15 protein-coding genes and 1 pseudogene are annotated in these 22,532 nt (G+C 39.0%); 8 read left to right on the top strand and 8 right to left on the bottom strand.

Annotated features, from left to right (window positions below):
* Positions 1–105 precede the first annotated feature (105 nt).
* A complete protein-coding gene (locus tag IPI59_13615; protein MBK7528554.1) occupies positions 106–2,121 on the bottom strand; it encodes a PD40 domain-containing protein in 2,016 nt (671 codons plus the stop codon).
* A 341-nt stretch (positions 2,122–2,462) separates the two neighbouring features.
* Here IPI59_13615 and IPI59_13610 point away from each other — a divergent pair, with 341 nt between their 5' ends.
* The 8 genes and pseudogenes from IPI59_13610 (at position 2,463) to IPI59_13575 (ending at position 15,094) form a co-directional block, all read left to right on the top strand.
* Positions 2,463–3,446, top strand: a complete 984-nt coding sequence (locus IPI59_13610; protein MBK7528553.1) for a pyruvate dehydrogenase complex E1 component subunit beta — start codon at positions 2,463–2,465, stop codon at positions 3,444–3,446.
* Positions 3,447–3,917: 471 nt separating this feature from the next.
* Entirely contained in the window at positions 3,918–6,695 is a 2,778-nt protein-coding gene (locus IPI59_13605; protein MBK7528552.1) for a cold shock domain-containing protein, read from the top strand.
* Between the two features lie 35 nt (positions 6,696–6,730).
* Positions 6,731–7,828, top strand: coding sequence for an agmatinase family protein (locus tag IPI59_13600; protein ID MBK7528551.1), 1,098 nt, complete (start codon positions 6,731–6,733; stop codon positions 7,826–7,828).
* Between the two features lie 65 nt (positions 7,829–7,893).
* Positions 7,894–9,660: an aromatic amino acid lyase gene (locus IPI59_13595; GenBank protein ID MBK7528550.1), complete on the top strand. Its 1,767-nt coding sequence runs from the start codon at positions 7,894–7,896 to the stop codon at positions 9,658–9,660.
* A 172-nt stretch (positions 9,661–9,832) separates the two neighbouring features.
* A pseudogene (locus tag IPI59_13590) lies at positions 9,833–10,977 on the top strand (cystathionine gamma-synthase).
* A 104-nt stretch (positions 10,978–11,081) separates the two neighbouring features.
* On the top strand, positions 11,082–11,789 hold the full coding sequence (locus tag IPI59_13585; protein ID MBK7528549.1) for a Crp/Fnr family transcriptional regulator: 708 nt from the start codon (positions 11,082–11,084) through the stop codon (positions 11,787–11,789).
* Positions 11,790–11,895: 106 nt separating this feature from the next.
* Positions 11,896–12,438, top strand: coding sequence for a hypothetical protein (locus tag IPI59_13580; protein MBK7528548.1), 543 nt, complete (start codon positions 11,896–11,898; stop codon positions 12,436–12,438).
* A 181-nt stretch (positions 12,439–12,619) separates the two neighbouring features.
* Positions 12,620–15,094, top strand: a complete 2,475-nt coding sequence (locus IPI59_13575; protein ID MBK7528547.1) for a heavy metal translocating P-type ATPase metal-binding domain-containing protein — start codon at positions 12,620–12,622, stop codon at positions 15,092–15,094.
* 103 nt (positions 15,095–15,197) lie between these two features.
* Here IPI59_13575 and IPI59_13570 read toward each other — a convergent pair whose 3' ends face one another.
* The 7 genes from IPI59_13570 to ccoN all read right to left on the bottom strand — a co-directional run bounded on the left by IPI59_13570 (position 15,198) and on the right by ccoN (position 22,482).
* Positions 15,198–15,905: a sulfite exporter TauE/SafE family protein gene (locus tag IPI59_13570; protein MBK7528546.1), complete on the bottom strand. Its 708-nt coding sequence runs from the start codon at positions 15,903–15,905 to the stop codon at positions 15,198–15,200.
* Between the two features lie 48 nt (positions 15,906–15,953).
* On the bottom strand, positions 15,954–16,388 hold the full coding sequence (locus tag IPI59_13565) for a FixH family protein (GenBank protein MBK7528545.1): 435 nt from the start codon (positions 16,386–16,388) through the stop codon (positions 15,954–15,956).
* A 27-nt stretch (positions 16,389–16,415) separates the two neighbouring features.
* On the bottom strand, positions 16,416–17,240 hold the full coding sequence (locus IPI59_13560; GenBank protein ID MBK7528544.1) for a universal stress protein: 825 nt from the start codon (positions 17,238–17,240) through the stop codon (positions 16,416–16,418).
* A 46-nt stretch (positions 17,241–17,286) separates the two neighbouring features.
* Complete coding sequence (gene ccoG / locus IPI59_13555; GenBank protein MBK7528543.1) at positions 17,287–18,702, bottom strand: cytochrome c oxidase accessory protein CcoG; 1,416 nt, start codon at positions 18,700–18,702, stop codon at positions 17,287–17,289.
* A gap of 170 nt (positions 18,703–18,872) precedes the next feature.
* Positions 18,873–20,066 (bottom strand): c-type cytochrome, encoded by a 1,194-nt coding sequence (locus tag IPI59_13550; GenBank protein MBK7528542.1) that lies wholly within the window; start codon positions 20,064–20,066, stop codon positions 18,873–18,875.
* A gap of 1 nt (position 20,067) precedes the next feature.
* The gene (locus IPI59_13545; protein ID MBK7528541.1) at positions 20,068–20,283 is read right to left on the bottom strand and encodes a CcoQ/FixQ family Cbb3-type cytochrome c oxidase assembly chaperone; all 216 of its coding nucleotides are present in this window, start codon (positions 20,281–20,283) and stop codon (positions 20,068–20,070) included.
* Positions 20,284–20,298: 15 nt separating this feature from the next.
* Entirely contained in the window at positions 20,299–22,482 is a 2,184-nt protein-coding gene (ccoN, locus tag IPI59_13540; GenBank protein ID MBK7528540.1) for a cytochrome-c oxidase, cbb3-type subunit I, read from the bottom strand.
* Between the last annotated feature and the right edge of the window lie 50 nt (positions 22,483–22,532).

Here is a 22,532-nt window from a genome sequence, read left to right as displayed (position 1 = left end):
GGTTTGTAGTGTGTACCCTTAGTTTGCCTTTATAGACATCGTGTGGATTTATGGAGATATTGAGATTTTTACGCCGTATTCATTAGTTTGATTGTTTAGCTGATTTTACAAAATAGTAAACTCGGTGCGGCGGTTGGCAGCGCGCCCCTCGTCGGTGGTGTTGGGGGCAACAGGCCGGGTGTCGCCGTAGCCCTTGTACGACAAACGGTTTGCGTTAATGCCTTGGGCAATTAAATAGTTATAAACAGCTTTGGCGCGGTTAACCGATAAAGTTTGATTGGCCGCTGCCAAGCCTACATTGTCGGTATGACCCGATAATTCGATGCGCATTTCGGGGGTTTGGTTGAGCAGTTCTACCAAGCGGTTTAATTCCGGATAAGACAAGGGTTGAAGTTCGTATTTCCCGGTTTCAAAAAATACATTTTTAAGCACAACGGGCGCGCCAACATTCCAGCTTATTACTTTTTCGTTGGGGCCTACAATAGTGCGTTTTATAGGCTTTAATTTAATATCTATTAAAAAAGGTTTATCGGGTGGGTTGGGCGTATCTAATGAAAAATGGTCGCTGTAAAACAAATAATTTTCTTTATTTACATTACACATATAATTTTTGCCCAAGGGCAGGGTAAATAAAAACTCGCCGGTTAGCGGGTCGCTTGATGTGGCAATGACTATTTTGCCGGTTTGTAAATCAGTTATATCAATATTTGCACCCAGTTCGCTTTTTGTTTCAGCATCGGTAATTAAACCCTTGCCATAGGTTACAAAGTTAGGTTGGAGGTTTTTAGGCAGTTCAAAATAGAAAATATCAAAGCCCGCCGAGTCGGTAAGTGCCGAATAATAAGCGTATTGCCCGCTTGCGGTAACTGCCAGCCCCCCTTCGTTGTTGTAGGTATTTATAGGGTAGCCTAAATTTTGTGGTTTTGCCCATTGTCCGTTTGGCTGTTTGCGGGTCATAAATAAATCGTTATCGCCCATGCCAACATGCCCCGAAGATGAAAAATAAAACGTTTGCCCATCGGGGTGAATAAATGGTGTTTGTTCATCTCCGGATGTATTAATGGGTTCGCCCAAGTTCTTAGGGGTAGTCCAAAAATTATCTTTTAAATAGCTAACCCAAATATCAATACCACCCAGCCCACCGTTGCGGCGACTACAAAAATACAGTTCCTGCCCATCGGCACTAAGGCAGGGCTGCGATTCCCATCCGGGGCTATTAACAGGATGCCCCAAATTGTAGGGGCCTTCCCAGCCATCGCCACGCCTTATCGAGTAATATATATCGAACCCCCCCAACCCATCTTTACGCCCTTCGGCGGCAAAAAACAGGCGAGTACCATCGGGCGAAATGCTAATAGCACCTTCGTTTGTTTCGGTGTTAATGGGTTGGCCAAGCGGTAAAGCGTATTTCCAGTGGTTGGCTGTATCTTTGCGGCTTATATAAAAATCTTCATTCACGCGAAGGTCGCGCCCAATGCGGCGGGTAAAAACCATGGTTCCTTCATCGGCGGTAATCATGGGCAAATATTCGTCGAACCGCGAGTTAATGGTGCTGTCTAAGTGGATAGGCTTAAAAGTTACCGGATTTTTTATTGCTTTTGCGGCAAATTTGCTGTTTTCGAGCAAGTTTTTGGCTTTTTTTACGCGGTCGTCCCAGTTTGCGGGTACTTTTTGAGTCAAACTTTTTTCGAGGTGTAGGGCTGCGGTATCGTAGTTGCCCAATTTTTTTTCAATTTCGCCCCATTTTAAATGCACCATAAATTGGTTTTTAGGAGTTTTACCCCGCTCGAGCATGGTTGTATAGATTTTGCGCATATCGGCATATTTTTTTTGCGCGGTATATAAGTCGGCAAGCTCGTTGTAAGCCTGTAAATAGTTAGGGTATTTTTTGATAATTTTTTTAAATATTTTTTCGGCTTCGGTTGGGTTGTTTTGTATAACCAAATAATCGCGTGCCGAGGCAAAAAGTTTATCGGCTTTTGATGGTTTTTTTGCCGTTTTTGATTTGCTTTTTGCTGCCGTTTTTGGTTGAGCCTGTATTGCTGAGTTGTTGCTATTGCTTATCAGGCAACAAAATATAAAGATAAGCAGCGATAATATCCGGAAAAAATGATTGACCATAATTGTTAATCGAAACGAAATTTCTAAACAAATTATTATTAAATGATGGGTGGCTTTTCTTATTTTCGGTCAATTGCGGGGTAAATATAGCTTGTTTTACTTGATTTTTAAGCATCAAAAATTAGCATTGCGTTGATTTAATTTATACTTAAAGGTTTTGTTTTGTATTTCGCCAACCCTGTTTATTTGTCTCTTATGGTATTTGAATAGGAGAAATTTGACTGTTTTTTATCCGGAATAAATAGTAATCGAAACAAACAAGTCTATTTAAAAATCCGTATCTTTGCATTTTTAATTTTTTCTTGTAAAATAAACCTCAAACTTTAAAAATAATATTCTAAATGCGAAGATTAAAACTTAGAGAGGCCTTGGGCGAAGCCATGAGCGAGGAAATGCGCCGCGATGAAAATGTATTACTAATGGGCGAAGAAGTAGCCGAATATAACGGTGCTTATAAGGTTAGTGAAGGCATGTTGGCCGAGTTTGGCCCCAAGCGCGTTATTGACACACCTATTGCCGAACTTGGGTTTGCCGGAATTGGTGTTGGGGCTGCCATGGGCGGTTTGCGCCCTATAATTGAATTTATGACATGGAACTTTGCTTTGCTTGCCTTTGACCAAATTATTAACTCGGCGGCTAAAATACGGTCAATGTCGGGCGGGCAATTTACATGCCCTATTGTATTTAGAGGGCCATCTGGCAATGCCGGGCAATTAGCGGCACAACACTCGCAAAGCTTTGAGTCGTGGTTGGGCAATACACCCGGATTAAAAGTAATTAGCGTAGCTAATGCTTACGATGCCAAAGGCTTAATGAAATCGGCCATACGTGATAACGACCCGGTTGTTTTTATGGAGTCGGAGCTTGCTTATGGCGAAGAAACCGAAGTTCCCGAAGAAGAGTACCTTATTGAAATAGGCAAAGCCGATGTTAAACGCCCAGGAACAGATGTAACCATTGTGTCGTTTAACAAAATGATGAAGGTTGCCCTAAAAGCCGCAACCGAGTTAGAAAAAGAAGGTATTAATGCCGAAGTAATTGACCTGCGCACCATTCGCCCATTAGATTACGACACCTTAATTGCCTCCTTGAAAAAAACTAACCGGATGGTTGTAAATGATGAAAGTTGGCCTTTTGCCTCTGTTTCGAGCGAGGTGGCTTACATGATGCAAAAACGGGCTTTTGACTATTTAGATGCCCCAGTTTTGCGTATTAATAGCGCCGACGTATCGTATGGGTACGCACGCGCCTTGGTTGATGCAACCGAGCCAAGTATAAGCCGCACTGTTAAGGCTGTAAAAGAAGTAATGTATCTTAAAAAATAGCCAAATTAAGGCCTTACTTGCCTCGAAGCTTATGCAAAAATGAACTAATGCTATGAACCGACTAAGCAATTTAATTAAGAGAACAACAATCTTTTAAAAGGTAATTGATTTATTAATTGAGATTGTTTGCTTAAAGTGGTTGATAGTTTGTTTTACAGGTTCATAACATTGTATTTTACTCATTGGCATTTGTTTTGCAACGGTTTTGTTACAACTTGTTGCTTTATTGCCTTTTATTTTGAATCAAACGAAAAAAACAGAGCATTAAACCTTTATCCTACTATAAATCAATTCTGCGCTAAACTAAACGCTTTAAAAAAAGAACCACTACCTCTTTCCAACTGTTGCCCTTATCTTTTTTGCCTGACAGATTAAATTACATAACAAGAAAAGAATATAAAATTTTGCCTTTTGGCCTTAAAACAACAGATTGAGAAATTACTCACCTAAACCGAACGCCATTTTATTAACATGAAAAAAAAACCTGCTCAAAAATATAACCTCGACTATTTTATTATTGATGCAACCAATGTTTGTTATTGGGAAGATACCTCGGCCCCGCCCTCGTTAAACCCATTGTTGCAATTATTGGTTTGTTTGCACCAAAGGCAATACAATTTTTTTTGTATTTTCGATGCCAGTACGCCGCGCAAACTTTTAGACCGCCACCGCGATATTTACGAGCGTTTGCTGACTAATAAAGAGTATTTCCATCAAATAATGGGGGGCAAAAAAGCCGATGGCTTTGTACTTGAATTAGCCCACCGGTACGGTGCTTCGGTAATTAGCAACGACCAATACCAAGAGCCTCGCTACAATAAATATACCTGGAAAGAGCGCGAAGCTTTGCCTCAGCGACTTTTTATGGGCGAGGTAATTAATTTTATGGGCAACAGGCATTTAATTTTGGCCGATTTAGATGTTAATACTACTATTGAACCTTCGACCGATAAACTTTTTGAGGAATTGTCTTCGTATATTTTTCCTAACGACACTAATATTCTATCCGGAAAAGTAAAGTTTTATAATGTAAACGAGGGCTGGGGGCTTATTACCTACGAAACGGATGTGTATGTAACAGCAGGTAATATTAAAAACAATTTAACAGTTGGGCAGCAGGTGCAGTTTACCATAGCCGAAAACGAACGCGGTATTTTTGCGCTTAATATAAAAGAAATACCCTCGAAAGAACCGCAAAGAGTTACCGGACTAATTGATAGCTACGATGACCGAAATACATCGGGCACAATAAAAGTGGACAGCACCGGCGAAATTATATTTTTTTACCGCTCGTATTTTAGAGATGCCATTGCGGGTGATATAAATAAAGGTATGCCCATATCGTTTGTAATTGGCAATAATAAAAATGGGCTTTGTGCACGCGAGATTTCTATTATATTGCCTACCCCCGAAGAAAAAGAATTGCGCAGCCGCCTACATCGCCTTGAAGTGGATTTGCGCAACAAAGACAACGATTTAAAAGCCAAAGACAATACCATACAACAACTGCGCCAACGAATTGGCAATTTGCAACAAAACGCCGAGCAAAAATTGGTTACTACTACCAATAACGCCAATACCAATACCAATACCAACGGAAATGGCAATGGCGGGCCAAAAAATGAGCAAAAACCCCTACAAGATATACAAAACCAGCCTGTAAATTCTGAAATATCCAATAAAAATGAAATAAACGCCGAGCCGCCTTCACTACAAACAATACCTGTATTTAACAGTACTGAAAAAACACCTCAACAAAAACAACAACAACCGCATAAGCAGCAAACAAATAAACAAGGGCAACCGCAAACTAAAAATAAAATATCAAGTTTGGTAAAGAAAGAGGGTAAAAAAGAAGAACTTAAACTGCACGAGCCTGCAAACGAAAATAACAACCTAATTAATCCGGATGAAGTAAACCCAACAATTAATGTTGTTGCCGATACTTTAACAAATCAACAACAATCAAAAAACGAGCAAGTTAATACTGCACCTCAAAAAACAATACAACCTGCCAATCAACAACCCGTTCCCGCTAAAAAAAGACTAATTATTCCGGGTAAAATTGAGTTGCCAACCATAACACAAACACACACGCCCCAATTATCAACACCTGAAAATAATATTACAACTACCACCGATACAAACAATAATACGCAATCACCTGCCTTACAAACACCCGAAATTATAAAAGAAGAAACTCCAAATACGATTGAAAAAACTAAGGAGAAAGCAACCATTGCAGATGAAAAAATAACTATTAATAAAAATGATACCAGAGCGAAGGGGAAACAGACTGCCAAAGAAAAAAATGAAGCGGCAAAAGAATCGACTAAAAAAGTAATTAAAAAATCAACTGCTCCAATTGCTCAAGATACTATAATTACAAGTTCTCCGCCAGTTACGCCTACCGAGCTTGCGCCACCAGTTGTAATAAATACACCGCCTCAAAAAACAGACGAGGCTAAAACTTCGGTACAACCCAAGGTTAAAAAACAAAAACAACAACAACCCACCTCAAAAGACAAAACAGTTGAGAACAAAGAAAAGCCAAAACTAATAAAACAAACAACTGCCGAGAAGACAACAAAAGAAAAACAATTAAACACGATTGATGCACATTCAAAAACACCATTGCCAGTAGCAGGCAAGAAAAAAAATCCGGATACAGATAGTAAAAAAATAACTGCCGTTAAAAAAACAACAGTTCCGACAGTTAAGACAGCCGGAATACCAGTTCAAAAATCTCAACCCGAGACAAAAAAGCATCCGGAAAAAACAGCTAAGAAAGTTGAGCCTCCTAAAAAGAATGTTTCCCAAACCCAAAATACAAATGCAAACATTAAACCCACCCGAACTGCCGTTTACTACAATACCCCCGAACGCCGCACAAACTGGTGGAACAATTTAGAGCCACAATGGCAAAAAGCCTTTAACGTACTGTTGCAAAAAGGTGAAACTACCACACCGCCTACCGATGCCCAACTGGCTGAAATTTTTACCACCTCCAAAATCACATTTTTTAAAACAAGCAAAACAAAACTCAGTTTTAAACTAACCAATACATCCGGATTAAAAAGTTTAACTAATTTAACAGCCCTAAACTTGGCGGGGCATAATATTGCCAACCCAAGTGCCGATATAGCTCAGTTAGGTCGTTTAGAGCAATTAAATTTGTCGCATAATCCGCTTACAAACCAAGAAAAAACGGCTGTTGAGCAATTAAAAATTAAAGAACTCAAACTATAAACCCAAACCCCAAACCCCAAACCCCAAACCCTAATATGTTGTCTGCACCTGTTCCGCCCAATTTTGACCCCAATGCCCCCGGAGATATAAATGGCAATTTGTTTGGACTTCCGTTTAATTATGACGATTCGTTGGTAGCAATTTTGCCCGTTCCTTGGGACGTTACCACATCGTACAACCCCGGAACCCATGCCGGCCCCGATGCTTTGCGCAATGCTTCCCTCCAAATAGATTTATACGACCCCGATGCGCCCGATTTTTGGCAGCACGGCATTTATATGTTGCCAACGCCCGCCAACTGGCTTGAAAAAAATGCCGAACTCAGGCCCTTAGCCGAACAAGTTATAAACGCATTGAGCCAAGGGCAAACCATAGGAGATGATATAAATTTAATGCATCACTTGGCCGCAATTAACGACAACAGCCACGCACTAAACGATTGGGTTTATGCCCAAACGGCGCAATGCCTTTGCGATGGAAAAATTACAGGTCTTGTGGGAGGTGAACATAGTACCCCCCTTGGGTTTATTAGGGCGTTAAGCGAAATTCATAACGAATTTGGTATTTTACATATAGATGCCCATGCCGATTTGCGCCACGCCTACGAAGGTTTTACCTACTCGCACGCCTCAATTATGTATAATGCCCTGCAATATCCACAAATTACCCGCTTGGTAAGTGTTGGTCTGCGCGATGTTTGCGATGAGGAAATGGAACGAATAGCCGATAGTAATGGCCGGATACGTGCATTTTTTGACCGCGATCTTAAAAACCAAATTTATATAGAGCGCAAACGAACCTGGGCCGACCAATGCAAAAAAATGATTTCAAAATTGCCCAAAAAAGTATATATAAGCTTTGATATCGATGGCCTTGACCCCTCATTATGCCCCAATACAGGTACGCCTGTTCCGGGTGGACTTAGTTTTCACGAAGCTGTTTATTTATTACATTCACTTGTAAAATCGGGAAAACAAATTATCGGTTTCGATTTATGTGAAGTAAGCCCCAGCCACGACGGTACCAACGAGTGGGATGCTAATGTTGGCGCACGTATTTTGTACAAATTATGTAATTTTGCAATAGAAGCGCGGCAGCAATACATCCGGAAAATGAGTAAACGCAGTACCTAATATCAATTTAAAAACAATCATAACAAATTAACTCCTCAAACGCCTCCTAATTAATTAAATTATTTATGCCAACTGCCGCTACCGCGTCTGCTTTGCCCTCAACTGTTAATTTAAATGGCAAGAACTTAACTTTACAGCAAGTAATAGCCGTTGCTTGCCATCAGGCAAAAGTAACAATAGATACAAGCAATTTAGCACCCGCCCTCGATTTTATAAACAAGGCAGTTGCCAATAAAAAAGTAGTTTATGGCGTTACAACCGGATTTGGCTCGAAAGTAGATACCTCCATTGATGCTACCGATGCCCTTGAATTACAAGTTAATTTATTGCGCTCTCATGCCTGCGGTGTTGGTGAACCTTTTTCCGAGGCCATTGTTCGGGCAATTATGGTCATTCGGTTAAATACTTTGCTTATAGGCCATTCGGGCGTGCAGCAAACAACGGTACAGCAATTAGCCTTTTTGCTAAACCACAATATTTTGCCCGTAATACCCCAACAAGGGTCGGTGGGTGCCAGCGGCGATTTATGCCCACTATCGCACATGGCCCTGCCCTTAATTGGCGAGGGCGAAATACACTATAAAGGGGTGCGTTATGCCACTTCCAATTTCATAGCACAAAAAATACTACCCAATTTTAAACCCGTTACCCTTAGTTATAAAGAAGGGTTGGCACTAAATAATGGTACAACTGTAATTGCAGCCGTAGCCGTAATAGCCCTTCACGAGGCCAAAAAAATACTCAATTTAGGTACTTATAGCGCAGCTTTAATTTTTGAAAGCTTAGGTGTGCGCAAAGAATTTTTTGATTTTGACGCTTTTCATCATGCCCGAAAACACTCCGGACAAACTGCTATTGCAAAACAACTTAAAAACCTGCTAAAACGCTCAAAATTAGTCGGAATTACACAAACTCAAATTTTACAACTCCTCTTAAAACATCGTTTAATTCCAGCGACTTATGTAGATGCTGTTACAGATGCAATTCAGCATCCGGATAAACAACTATCGCAAACTTTGTTCCATCAATTAAAAACTAATGGCGAAAAATATACCTATTTAGCCGATATTGTAGCGTTTGCCCGCAAAAAATGGAAACCGCAAGACTCGTATTCTGTGCGGTGCTTTCCGCAGGTGTTTGGTGCCAGCAAAACGGCTATTGACCACGCCGAAGCCATTATTGCCAACGAGTTAAACGCCGCCGTTGATAATCCACTTATTTTTGCTAAGGACAATGAAGCAATATCCGGAGGTAATTTTCATGGGCAACCTTTGGCGCTGCCGATGGATTATCTTAAATTGGCAATTGCCGAAATGGGTAATATTGTTGAGCGCCAAATTAATAAAATGATGGACGCAAACAATAACGATTGCCTGCCTAGTTTTTTAGTTGAAGGCGTGGGTTTAAACAGCGGCTTAATGATTACCCAATATGTGGCCGCCTCGCTGGTGTCTGAAAATAAAGTATTGGTGCACCCAGCCAGTGCCGACTCAATACCTACTTGCGAAAACACCGAAGACCACGTCAGTATGGGAACTATTGCCGCCCGGCAAGCACTTGAAATTGCGCAGAATGTTAAAAAAATTATAGCCATTGCAGTGCTCACAGGCCGCTATGCCGTTGAAATGCGCATGTCGCAGTTTGCAAAGGCAGGGCTACCCCATGATACGGCCAACTGGCTTTCGCCACAAACGTTTATATTTTACAAGGCAGTTGCAGAAACCCACTCAATTGAAAAACCCACACAAACCGACCGATTTTTAACTCCCGAAATAGAAAAAATTATGGCAAATTTTGATTTTGATGGTAAACTCAGCCGGTTTGGAATGTAAGAAACCCAAAACTTCATTTTTTGTTATTAAATTTGCAAGAAATGAATAGCTATTTTACTGAAATGGCTCGGTTTAGGCCACGACATATTTGTCTTTTAATCCGGATAAAATAAAGCAATAAATATAGAAGCATTACATCACGTTCATTAAAAAACAATTATATTACTTAAATATGAAATTTGCCACCAAGCTCATTCATGCGGGAATGGAACCCGAGCCACTAAGTGGGGCTATTATGACCCCCATTTATCAAACCTCAACTTATGTGCAAGCTGCACCTGGCCAGCACAAAGGTTACGAGTATGCCCGCACGCAAAACCCCACCCGCACGGCATTGCAAGCTAATTTGGCTGCCCTTGAAAACGCCAAACATGGGTTTAGTTTTGGCAGCGGTATGGCTGCAATTGATGCTATGATGCGTCTTTTTAATCCGGGTGATGAAATTGTAGCAAGCAACGATTTGTATGGAGGAACTTATCGTATTTTTACCAAAATTTGGGAGCGTTACGGTCTAAAATTTCATTTTACCGACATGCGAAACCTCGAAAGTATAACGCCGTTGCTCAATAAAAATACCCGGATGATATGGCTTGAAACGCCCAGCAACCCCATGTTAAGTATTATTGATATTGCTTCAGTAGCCCAAATTGCCCGCTCGTATAATATTTTGCTGGGTGTTGACAACACTTTTGCTTCGCCTTATTTGCAAAACCCCATTTCGTTAGGCGCAGATGTGGTTATGCATTCGGTTACAAAATACATAGGTGGCCACTCGGACGTTATTGGCGGTGCTTTGCTTTGTAATGATGATGATATTGCCGAAAAATTGCGCTTTATTCAAAATGCGGCCGGGCAGTACCCGCACCTATGGATTGCTTTTTGCTGTTGCGAGGTATAAAAACATTACACGTAAGGATGGAACGGCATTGCGAAAATGCTCTTCAAATTGCCCAGTTTTTAAACGGACATCATAAGGTTAAACAAGTGCATTACCCCGGATTGCCAACTCACCCTGGCCATAACCTTGCCAAACAACAAATGCGCGGTTTTGGCGGCATGTTGTCGTTTTCGTTGCATAACGACAGCCTCGAGGCTGGTACCAAAGTATTGAGTGGTACCCATTTGTTTTCGTTAGCCGAATCGCTTGGCGGTGTGGAATCGCTTATTGGCCACCCCGCTACCATGACCCACGCCTCGATACCTTACGAAGAGCGGGTAAAAACCGGTGTACTTGATTCGTTAATTCGACTTAGCGTTGGAATTGAAGATGTGGACGACCTGATTGAAGACTTAGACCATGCCCTTAGTTTGGTTTAATTGAGGTAGTCTTATAAATGCAGAGTATCGCTAAAATTTAATTAGGCTTATATTGATTTATAACTTAAATTTGAGGCGATTTTTACAAACCTTAATCTTAGCTTATGCGTTTTTCATCTGATATTGGATGCGAGAATTGTAAATCGATACTTAAATCAATATTTTACACCTTAAATAACGACCAACTACAATTTTTACTTGTAAATAAAAGTTGTTCGATGTATAAAAAGGGCCAATATATTTTTAACCGAGGAGCACACCCTCAGGGATTGTTTTGCGTTCATTCGGGCAAAATAAAATTAAGTCGTACCGGAGATGAAGGGAAAGAACAAATTGTTCGTTTAGCCGGAGAGGGGGATGTTATTGGATACAGGGCATTACTAAGTAACGACCGTTACCAGTCATCGGCAATAGCCCTTGAAGATGCAGCCATTTGCTTTATTCCACGCCAAATTTTTTACGATTTGCTGGCAAGTAATTTGGGATTAGCCTTTGAGATGATGAAATTATTGTCGGGCGATTTGAAAAAGGCTGAACAAATGATTACCACCTTGGCTCAAAAACCAGTTCGCGAACGAATGGCCGAAACTCTTTTATTTTTAAAGGAGACCTATGGATTTGAAGAAGACGGCATCACACTAAATGTAACCCTGACCCGCGAAGAACTGGCAAATTTGGTAGGTACGGCAACAGAAACCGGAATTAGGCTTTTGTCGGAGTTTAAAATTGAAAAAATAATTGAACTAGTTGGCAAACGCATTAAAATAATAAATATGCCAAATTTAATTAAAACAGCAAATTTAGAAGATTAAATGATATTACTTTTTTCGATAACTGATATTTGTCAGGTTTTGAATTGACGGAAATCATTGTTGAAATAAAAAAATAACCCAAATTTTGCACCAAATATATAAAGCCGTGCAAAACTTACGTCTTACCAATTTTAATGAAATTTCGCTTCATGAATTGCTTAGTATTTTGACCAATAATATATATCCACAAATAGAATTGCAGGCCAATCTCGTGTTTAGCAACCTCGAAAATATAGCTACAATAGACAAACCACATGACGAGTTGCCTTCATTTGAATTTTTAAATTCGCTGTTTGCTAAGGTTAATGAGGTAGTAAAACAAGTGCTAAAATATAAACAGCAATTAGTTTTGCCCTTCATTGAAACAAATTTATATGAAATAAAAACACCCGACAATATTAGCAAGGTAGAGGAGCAGTTTAAAAATATAATTTTGCACCTAAACGCTAAAAATAAATTAATACAGCAATTATTGCATAAATTACGCGCAGTAGCAAACAATTATAGTCCAATTGCGGGGCTAAATACTTATTACCAAGCATGTTATTGTGCCTTAAGCGATTATGAACAATTGATAAATGATTTGATTTATACCGAAGAATTAGTATTATTTCCTAAGTTTTTGCGTTATATAGGGGCTAATCAATAATCCCTGCAAATTTTCCGGATAAAGCAATACAAATCAAGTACCGCCTGTACCACAAAGAGATGTTTTACTCAAATATCTATTGCCAAAAAAAATCATATCACCGTAATTTTTAAAGCAAATGATTGCCAATAAGAAAATTGGCCTAAACTAATAGTAAATTTACTATTTGCCTTGTGTACACATGATTTTTTCGATCTATAAAACAAATATCGAGCAGAAAAAAGAAACTAATTGCTATCATTGCGGCGACAAATGCACTTCAAATAATATAATTTTTGATGATAAAAATTTTTGTTGTCAAGGTTGCAAAAGTGTGTACACTATTTTACAAAAAAACAACCTCTGCCAATATTACCAGTTTAGCGATACTCCGGGGGCATCACAGCAGAACAAAAAAATAACCCCTCAATACAGCCAATTTGCTTTTTTAGACGATAGCACGTTTGAAGCCTCTTTTATTCGGTTTAAAGGAGATGGACAGGCACATGCCGTTTTTTTTCTCCCACAGATGCACTGTAGTTCGTGTATTTGGTTGCTCGAAAATTTACCCCGGATTAACCATTCTATTATAAAAAGTATTATTAATTTTCCGGAAAAACAAATAAGTATAAGATACAAAACCGATGAAATAAGCTTACGGCAACTGGCTGAACTTTTAACCAATATAGGCTACGAACCTTATACAAGTTTTCAGCAATTTGAATCGAATAACGGAAATGAAACGATTTTACATCCGGAAGTAAACACTAAACAGCGAATTTACAATTTAGGTATTGCCGGATTTTGTTTTTCAAACATCATGATACTTAGTTTTCCTGAGTATTTAGGTTTAGGTGATGAGGTTACAGATAATTTGTTGATGCCGCTTTTTCGCTATATTTCACTCTTTTTGGCCTGTGTAGTTATGCTTTTTCCGGCGCGCACCTTTTTTAGTGCAGCCTGGGCAGGACTAAAGCAAAAATTTTTAAATATAGATGCGCCAATAGCCTTAGCCATTGCCATTACGTTTATACGAAGTGTTTACGAAATAAGTTTCGGCGTAGGGTCGGGCTACCTCGATGCCATGAGTGGAATTGTATTTTTTATGTTGATTGGGCGGTTCTTTCAAAATAAAACTTATCATTCCTTGTCGTTCAATAGCAACTACAAGTCCTATTTCCCGATGGCAATAACACTTGTTCAAAAAGATGCTGAAAAAATAGTGCCCCTCTCAGAAATAAAATATGGCGATTTGATGCGCGTTCACGACCAAGAAATTATACCCGTTGACGGTTTGTTAGTGGCCGGTAATGCCGCAATTGATTATAGTTTTGTAACAGGCGAAACACAGCAAATTGTTAAAAGTGTGGGCGAGCTTGTTTATGCCGGAGGCCGACAAATTGGCACCACCATAGAAGTGATGGCTGTAAAACCCTTAGATAGCAGCTATTTGACTGAACTTTGGAACAGAGAAGTGTTTAAGCACAAGAAGCCAGAAGGTAAATCGTTTGTCCATCAAATTTCAAAATATTTTACCGTTGTACTGTTTATTATTGCCTCACTTTCTGCCTTGTATTGGTATTTACATGACTCAAATAAAATTTGGCTTTCGGTAACCGCTGTTTTAATTGTAGCCTGCCCTTGCACTTTATTGCTGTCAAGCACTTTTACTTACGGAAATATGATGCGGTTGTTTGCTAAAAACGGCCTTTATTTGCGCCATGCCTCCGTTATTGAAGCCCTGTCGGCTATAAAGTATATTGTATTTGATAAAACTGGTACTTTAACCCAAAACACTGCAACGGTAATGTTCGAAGGTGCTGCGCTTCAAAATACCGAAATGCAATATATTGCTTTGTTGGCAAAACAATCTAAGCACGTTTTAAGTAAAAACATATATGATTATCTGAAAAAAAATATCACCGAATTAAACGACAATATTGAAAACTTTAAAACTTATACTGGATTAGGCATTGAAGGTGTTGTGCAGGGCAATTATATTAAAATAGGAAGCTATGAATTTGTTTGTAACGGCAAATATCCGGAGGATGGAAACTTGCTGACATCGGTAGCTCATATCAGTATTAATAATCAATACAAAGGCTATTTTGCCATCAAACAAAATTACCGGATTGGCATTAAAACAATGTTTGATGCATTACAAAAGCAGTTTAAAATTTCATTGCTTTCGGGCGACAATAACGCCGAAGAAGAAAACTTAAAAACGATTATGGGTAGTAATGCCGATTTGCATTTTTACCAGCAACCTGTTGATAAATTAGAATTTATTGCCAATAAAAGTTCGCTAACTTCTACCTTGATGCTCGGCGACGGGTTAAATGATGCCGGAGCACTAAAACAAGCACAGGTAGGTATAGCCGTAACCGATAATATAAATAGTTTTTCGCCCGCTTGCGATGCCTTGCTAAAAGGCAATTATTTAATAAAACTACCGCAAATTTTAAAATTTGCTCAAGGGGGTAAAAATATAATTTGGTGTAGTTTTATCGTTTCTATCTTATACAACGTTATTGGGTTGTATTATGCTGTTCAAGGGGTTTTAACCCCGCTCATTGCCGCAATTTTAATGCCTGCAAGCTCAATTACTATAATATTAATTACAACTGGAATTAGCAGTTTCTTGGGAAAACAATTGCGTTTAACTGCCGATAAATAATTGAGAAAATTTGCCCGACCTCCAAATTTTTAAGATATAGACACCTATCTATGCAGTAGGCTTTTATCCGGAGATTTAAACTTGCAGAGGCAACTTTCTGTATTTAATGGCATTTAGGTTTTGCAATCACCTGTCCATTTTCGGTTATCTTGGGACTTAAATATGGAATTCCCAAATTTAAGCCGCGGAATATTAAAATTATAGCCATTAGGCCCAAAGCAACCGGCATAAAACTGCGCAATTTAGCTTTAAAATTGCTTTTTAACGAACTGCCAATTAACGACAAACTTATTAAGGCGGGCATGGTGCCAAAACCAAAGGCAGCCATAAACAAAGCGCCGTTTAAAGCACTGCCGGCTACAATAGCTCCGGCAATACCAATATACACTAATCCACAAGGCAATAGGCCGTTTAAAAAACCCAAAATCGGCAAGGTTTGCCATCGTTTGGTTGCTAATAAATGGCTCATATTTGCAACAATTTTTGCACTTATGCCGTCAAAAAATTTTGGCATGTGCAAAGCATATTTAAATCGGGTAGCTATAAGTGTTGCCAACAATAGCACCCCAATTACAACCGATAGTATTTGCTGGTAACCTGCAATGGCTATTTGATGCCCCAGCAACCCAACGGCAGCCCCCATAAGTGCATAAGCCAACGTGCGCCCTGAATGATAAACTAATACGGCTAATATTCTTTGACTGTTTGAGGCAGGTAGCGGCAAATTAATAACCAAAGGGCCACACATACCCAAACAATGAAAACTACCCATAAAACCTAATAATAACGCCGAGCCAATAGCCGATAACATGATTAAATTAACTTAAAGGTAATAATAGTAGATTCTTTGCTTAGGTAGTTAGTTTTTAAACTGTTGTTCGTAGTAGTAAGGTACGTCATCGGCAACAAATTGCAATTTAATAATGCCGTTTCCTTTTGCAATTTGTTGCCTGTTAATAGAAATAGTATTATTTGAAAGTGCGGCTAAATCGAATTTTTTATCGAGTTTGGCATTTGTGGGGTAGTAAAACCATGCTTCGCCTTTTATATTTTTTCCGGTAAACTCGTTTGGTAATTGCAGTTCAAAGGCAGTTTCATTTTCAACTATTTTTACGGGAGTAGGTAAACTTGCCAAATTATTTTTGCCGTCTATTACGTTCTGAAATTTAAGTTCCTGAGCATAATAATCGGTTGATACTAAATCTATTTCCTGATTAAAAGCAACATAAATGGCAGTAAAAACTCCGGAAATAAACAGTATATAAACAAGTATTATTCGATAGCCCCAATTCATAAAATATTTTATTCTAAAATTATCATCTTATTTGTGAGCAATAAAAACGGGTATTTTGTGTTGCGATATGATATTGCTGGCTAAACTTTCTTTAAAAAGCTGCGATATCATACTGCGCGAAAACGAGCCCATCACTATAATGGGGTTTGTTATGGAAGCCACCCATTCTACAAGGGTTTTTTCAATGTTTTTGCCATGTAGTTGGTTAATGTTTAAGTTTGAAAAATGCTTAACAGCCCATTCGGTTAATCGGTCTTGCTCGGGTAAATTTGTATCGCTATTGCTGTTTGTAACATTTACCAAATGGGCGGGTAAATTGGTAAGCGCGGGCATCACATAGCTAAATTGTTTAATGGCGTAAACAGATGAAGGGTGATTTTGGTAAGTTAAAACGATATTGTCGAAAGGGGTCATTGTTTCCGGAACTACTAATACCGGACATTCGGCTCGTTCGAGGGTTGTTTTTAAAGCATCATTCAGTATGTCTTCAAAAAAATTAATATAAAAACGTTCGCTGCTAATTATAAGTAAATCGGCAAAACGGGTTTCTTCGATAAGCGATTGCAGCACATTATCTTGCAAATCGTTATGAATCCGGAAACTTACGCCTGCCTGTTCGCATATACTTGCAAACTGCTGTTCAATTTTTTGATGTTCGGCAGTAAATTCCTCATCTTCTTTAGCCCAAATGGGCACATCCGGAAACATAAGGCCGGGTTGGGGCAAATAGTATAATTCGTTCAAAAAAACACCAACAAGCACCGAGGGTTGTTTTTCGCTTAAATAAATAGCATATTGCAATGCCGTTTCTGAAAAATTTAGCCCATCAAAGGCAACAATAATTTTACGCATGACGATAGTTTTTATAATTGAAAAAAAAGTTGGTATGTTTTAAGCACTACTTATCGAAAGTGCTTATAAAGGTAGTGTTTATAGTTGATATTTCCTCGTTATTACTAAATGCTTTTATTGCTATATTTGTTTTATACCCCGACAGTTTATTTTTATCTATGGTTACAAAGAATGTACCCTGCGTTATACCTTCTTTTGGTATGGTTAAATTTTGATTGTTTACCCACTTAATTTCGCCTAATGGCTCGGTAAGCGAGAGAGAAAAAGGCAGTTCATTAAAAGTTTTATTGGCAATTTTTATATTGTAAAGGTTGCTTATTTTGTTGTTTTCTAACTCTTGGTAAGTGGTGCCGGGCGCACGTGTTACTCTTATGTCGAGGTCTGATCGGGTAGCCAATAAAACAGTTAAAATGCCTACTAAAATAGCCAAAGCGGCAGAGTAGGCAGCCATTCGATAGGTAAACTTTACTTTTTGCTTGTTTTTTATGTTGTTTTCGGAGGCATATTTTATCAGGTTTTTTGGGCGATTAACCTTGCTCATTATGCTGTTGCAAGCATCAATACAAGCAGTACAGTTAATACACTCTAATTGCGTTCCGTTGCGGATATCTATATTGGTAGGGCAAACTCTTACACAAAGCCCACAATCAACACAGTCGCCCATATTGTTTTCGGTGCTGGCTTCATTTTTTTTTATTTTACCGCGAGGTTCGCCTCTTATATAGTCGTAGGCTACCACTACCGAGTTTTTATCGAGCATTACACCTTGCAGCCTGCCGTAAGGGCAAATAACAATACAAACTATTTCGCGCACAAAGGCATATACAACGTAAAATATAATGGCAAAAGCTAACAATGATATAAATAAGGTGATATGGTTTTGCAGCGGTTCGGTGATAATTTTTTTAAGGCTGTCAACGCCCACAATATAGGCTAAAAAAATATTTGAGATGCCAAATGCCAAGGCAAAAAATACAACGTGTTTTAGTGTTTTCTTAAATATTTTTTTGCCCGTCCAAGGTTGTTTGTTTAATAATTTTTGCTCGTTGGCGTTGCCTTCTATAAGGTATTCAATTTTTCTGAAAACCATTTCCATAAAAATGGTCTGTGGGCAAACCCAGCCGCAAAAAACTCGCCCAAAAACTATGGTAAAAAGTATAACAATAAGCAAAAATACCAACATGCCTACCGCAAATACAAAAAAGTCTTGAGGCCAAAAAACTTTGCCAAAAAATATAAATTTACTCTCTAAAATATTAAATAAAAAAACAGGGCGGTCGTTGATTTTGATGAAAGGTAGGGCAATAAATACAGCCAAATAAACCCAGCTTAAAACAGTTCGGGCATTATATAGCTTGCCAAAAGGTTTGGTTGGATAGACCCAAACCCGGCCTCCTTGTTCGTTTACTGTCGAAATTTTATCGCGAAATTGCTTTGTCGCTTCCTTTGGTGGAACTGCCATAATTCTAAACTATATTTAGGTAAACTTGCAATTTAAAGCAATAAATTGAAACTGTATGTAGAGGTAAAAATCCGGATATAAAAAAAACAAATGATAAGATATTGCTTTCAGTCATCCGGATTTAATACTATTTCCTTATTAGATATATAAAATAAACACATTGATAGTGTTTATTTGGCAGTAGCAGTATCTTTCTTTGCCGGCGTGTTTACTGCCGCACTATCGGCGTTTTCTTTAAAAAGTTCGCCTTGTTTTTCTTTTGCATTAGATGGATTTGTTCCGTGCAAAGTTTTTACGAAGCTCGAAACCTGTTGCATTTGCGTACCGCTTAGGGTTGTTTGCCAAGGCACCATGCCTTTGTCAGGAACCCCATATTTAACTGTTTTAAATATATCTTTTAGGCTGCCCCCATGAATCCAATAATCATCAGTAAGGTTAGGCCCTACGCCGCCCTCGCCTTTTTGCCCGTGGCAGGCCGCACAAGTGTTTATGTAAAGCGTTTTTCCATTCTCAACACTTGGGTTATCTGTTAAAAGGGTTACGGTGTTTTCGTCAATGGCAGCTGTACCTTTTTGGGAGTGAAGTTTTGCAATTTCTGCTTCCGCAGCCTTATATTCTAATGCCAGTTCTTCTAATTGCAAAGGTGCTGTTTGTACTACATGATAGCGGTACAAATAAAAAATACCAAACAAAATAGTGAAATAGAACCCGTAGCGCATCCATGGCGGAACACTATTATCTAATTCTCTGATGCCGTCAAAATCATGGTCAAACATTATGTCCTTTTCTCGTTCCATGGGCTTTAAATCGCTAAACCAAACCCACCATTTTTGCCAAATAGAAGGTTCTTTTTGGCTTTCTTCTATATTTTGATTTGCTGCGGAGGGCACTTTTAAAAATTTATTTAAAAGTGTCAACAAATAAAATATAACGCCAAACTCTATGGCAAGAACAAGTATCGAGAGCCAAAAGACTCCACCCGGAAGATCTCCATAGTTTTGATTGAATAAACCAATGCCTTGATCTACGGCGGTAGTTGCAGCCGTGGTAGTTGTTTGTGCAAAGGCTGTATTTGCAAAGAAAACAGAAAATATAAACGGCAGCAACACCATCAATGTTTTTTGCCCTTTGTTTGTATTTTTACTAATGTCTGAATTTGCAATTTTAATTATCAAATCGCTAAGAACGTAAATTACTGCAGCCAAAAAAATCATTAAAAAACATAAAAAGATCAATAACAACTCTCCGGATGCTGTGTCTGTATTTGAAGCAGGGGTAGTGGTTTGTAAAGCCCAAGCCTGATTGCTGGTGAATAAGCTTAGCAATACTGAAAAAATAGTTGTAGGTAAATACAATTTTGTCATTTTATTTAAGTATGTCATTGCTTTGCGTTGTAGGTTTTTTAAGGTTCAGGTCTGTTTGGTCAAGAGGTAATTTGCTCATTTCAGCTAAATAATTTTTATCGGCAAACATTACCCATACAAGTACTGCTGAAAAAATTACAAAAAACATTAGTAGAGACATCAAAGGGAAAATACTGATGCCCGAAATCCCCTCTAAATAGTTTATGAATTTCATAATTGATATTTCATGTTATTAATTTCCGGATTTAGAAGTAGTTTCTTTTGCTTGCAGTTGTTTTTCATTTTCGGCTTTAATATCTTTACCCAAACGCTGCAAATAGGCAATTATGGCTACTATTTCGGTATTGGGCGCAATAGTAATATTGTCTTTCTTTAAACGAGCGGCAATTTCGTTGGCTTGTTTATTTAAATCTTCGTTGGCAACTGCATCGTAATCTTTAGGATATGGCACACCTAAACTTGCCATCGCCCTAATTTTTCCGGGCGTTGATGCTTCGTCTATTTGGCAGTCAAAAAGCCAAGGGTAGGGGGGCATAATTGAACCAGGTGTAAAATCTTGTGGGTTAAGCATGTGGTTAAAATGCCATGAGTCGGGGTATTTGCCGCCTATACGTGCCAAATCGGGCCCTGTGCGTTTGCTGCCCCATTGAAATGGGCGGTCGTAAATAAACTCGCCAGCCTTAGAGTATTCGCCATATCTTTCAATTTCTGACCTAAACGGGCGCACCATTTGAGTGTGGCAAGTGTAACATCCTTCGCGTACATAAATATCGCGCCCCTGAAGTTCAAGTGGGGTATATGGTTTTACAGCTGCAATATTAGGCACGTTCGATTTAATTAAAAAAGTAGGTACTAACTCAACTAAACCGCCAATGGCTACCACAATTAAACTGACTACCAACATGGTAACGGGGCGACTTTCTATCCATCTATGCCAATGTCCTCCCGAGTGGTGGTCTTCGCTAACTGCCAAGGGGTAGGCCGAGGCAGGCTCGTTTGCCAAAAAATTTCCGGAAGCTATGGTTTTGTACAGGTTGTATATCATAATAAATACCCCTACAATATATAACGAACCGCCAAAAGAGCGCAACGCATAAAACGGTTTCATATAAGTTACAGTTTCTAAAAACTGATATTGCAGTTGCCCTTCGGGGGTAAATTGTTTCCACATCATACTTTGCATAAAACCTGCCCAATACAGCGGAATGGCATAAAACAAAATACCAATAGTGCCTATTATAAAATGCCAGTTAGCTAATTTTTTAGAGTATAAATTGGTTTGAAATATTCGAGGAACCAACCAGTATAAAATTCCGAAGGTTAAGAACCCATTCCAAGCTAAAGCACCTATATGAACGTGCCCTATAATCCAGTCGGTAAAATGCGCTATGGCATTAAAGTTTTTAAGCGAAAGCATGGGGCCTTCAAACGTTGCCATTCCATATCCGGTAACAGCTACAACCATAAATTTTAAGATGGCATCTTCGCGCACTTTATCCCAGGCACCTCTTAACGTAAGCAGCCCGTTTAGCATACCGCCCCAAGAGGGTACAATAAGCATGAATGAGAAAACAACGCCTAAAGATTGCGCCCAGTCGGGCAGGGCAGTATAAAGCAGGTGGTGCGGGCCTGCCCAAATATATAAAAATATAAGCGTCCAAAAGTGCAGTATCGACAGGCGATACGAGTAAACGGGTCTTTCGGCGGCTTTGGGTAAAAAATAATACATCAAGCCCAAATAGGGCGTAGTTAAAAAGAACGCTACGGCATTATGCCCGTACCACCATTGAACGAGGGCATCTTGAACACCGGCAAAAAGCGAATAACTTTTAAACAGTGAAACTGGAATTGCCAAAGAGTTTACAATATGCAAAAGGGCAACGGTTACCCAGGTTGCAATATAAAACCAAATACCTACATAAATATGTTTTTCGCGGCGCTGTATTATAGTACCAAACAAGTTGATACCAAACAAAACCCATATCAGTGTTATTGCTATGTCTATGGGCCATTCTAATTCGGCGTATTCTTTGCTTGATGTAAAGCCTAAAAGTAAGGTAATTGCGCCTATAACAATAATGCTTTGCCACCCCCAAAAATGTATTTTGCTTAACAGGTCGCTATACATTCGCGCCTTGCAAAGACGTTGTAAGGAGTAGTAAACACCCATAAATATGGTATTCCCTACAAAGGCAAAAATAACAGCATTGGTATGAACGGGCCTAACCCTACCGAAGGTAGTATAAGGTAAGTCTAAGTTCATGGCCGGAAAAACGAGTGCTAATGCTATCCAAAGGCCTGCTAACATGCCTACCACACCCCAAAAAACGGTTGCTCCGGCAAAGAGCTTTACAATGGAGTTGTCGTAATTAAAATTTTCAATTTGTTGTGGATTTTTGTTTTGATTGGTATCCATAAATAGTACAATGCTTAAAAAATAGGTATTGTTCTTAGCGGTGTTATCGT

This window comes from Sphingobacteriales bacterium, from assembly GCA_016706405.1.
Taxonomy (GTDB): Bacteria; Bacteroidota; Bacteroidia; order Chitinophagales; family UBA2359; genus BJ6.
This window is presented reverse-complemented; position numbering and strand designations above follow the sequence as displayed.

What these genes read in the sequence shown, in the direction of transcription:
- IPI59_13615 (MBK7528554.1), bottom strand. Translation starts at nt 2,121, where the DNA reads ATGGTCAATCATTTTTTCCGGATATTATCGCTGCTTATCTTTATATTT.
- IPI59_13610 (MBK7528553.1), top strand. Translation starts at nt 2,463, where the DNA reads ATGCGAAGATTAAAACTTAGAGAGGCCTTGGGCGAAGCCATGAGCGAG.
- IPI59_13605 (MBK7528552.1), top strand. Translation starts at nt 3,918, where the DNA reads ATGAAAAAAAAACCTGCTCAAAAATATAACCTCGACTATTTTATTATT.
- IPI59_13600 (MBK7528551.1), top strand. Translation starts at nt 6,731, where the DNA reads ATGTTGTCTGCACCTGTTCCGCCCAATTTTGACCCCAATGCCCCCGGA.
- IPI59_13595 (MBK7528550.1), top strand. Translation starts at nt 7,894, where the DNA reads ATGCCAACTGCCGCTACCGCGTCTGCTTTGCCCTCAACTGTTAATTTA.
- IPI59_13585 (MBK7528549.1), top strand. Translation starts at nt 11,082, where the DNA reads ATGCGTTTTTCATCTGATATTGGATGCGAGAATTGTAAATCGATACTT.
- IPI59_13575 (MBK7528547.1), top strand. Translation starts at nt 12,620, where the DNA reads ATGATTTTTTCGATCTATAAAACAAATATCGAGCAGAAAAAAGAAACT.
- IPI59_13570 (MBK7528546.1), bottom strand. Translation starts at nt 15,905, where the DNA reads ATGTTATCGGCTATTGGCTCGGCGTTATTATTAGGTTTTATGGGTAGT.
- IPI59_13565 (MBK7528545.1), bottom strand. Translation starts at nt 16,388, where the DNA reads ATGAATTGGGGCTATCGAATAATACTTGTTTATATACTGTTTATTTCC.
- IPI59_13560 (MBK7528544.1), bottom strand. Translation starts at nt 17,240, where the DNA reads ATGCGTAAAATTATTGTTGCCTTTGATGGGCTAAATTTTTCAGAAACG.
- ccoG (MBK7528543.1), bottom strand. Translation starts at nt 18,702, where the DNA reads ATGGCAGTTCCACCAAAGGAAGCGACAAAGCAATTTCGCGATAAAATT.
- IPI59_13550 (MBK7528542.1), bottom strand. Translation starts at nt 20,066, where the DNA reads ATGACAAAATTGTATTTACCTACAACTATTTTTTCAGTATTGCTAAGC.
- ccoN (MBK7528540.1), bottom strand. Translation starts at nt 22,482, where the DNA reads ATGGATACCAATCAAAACAAAAATCCACAACAAATTGAAAATTTTAAT.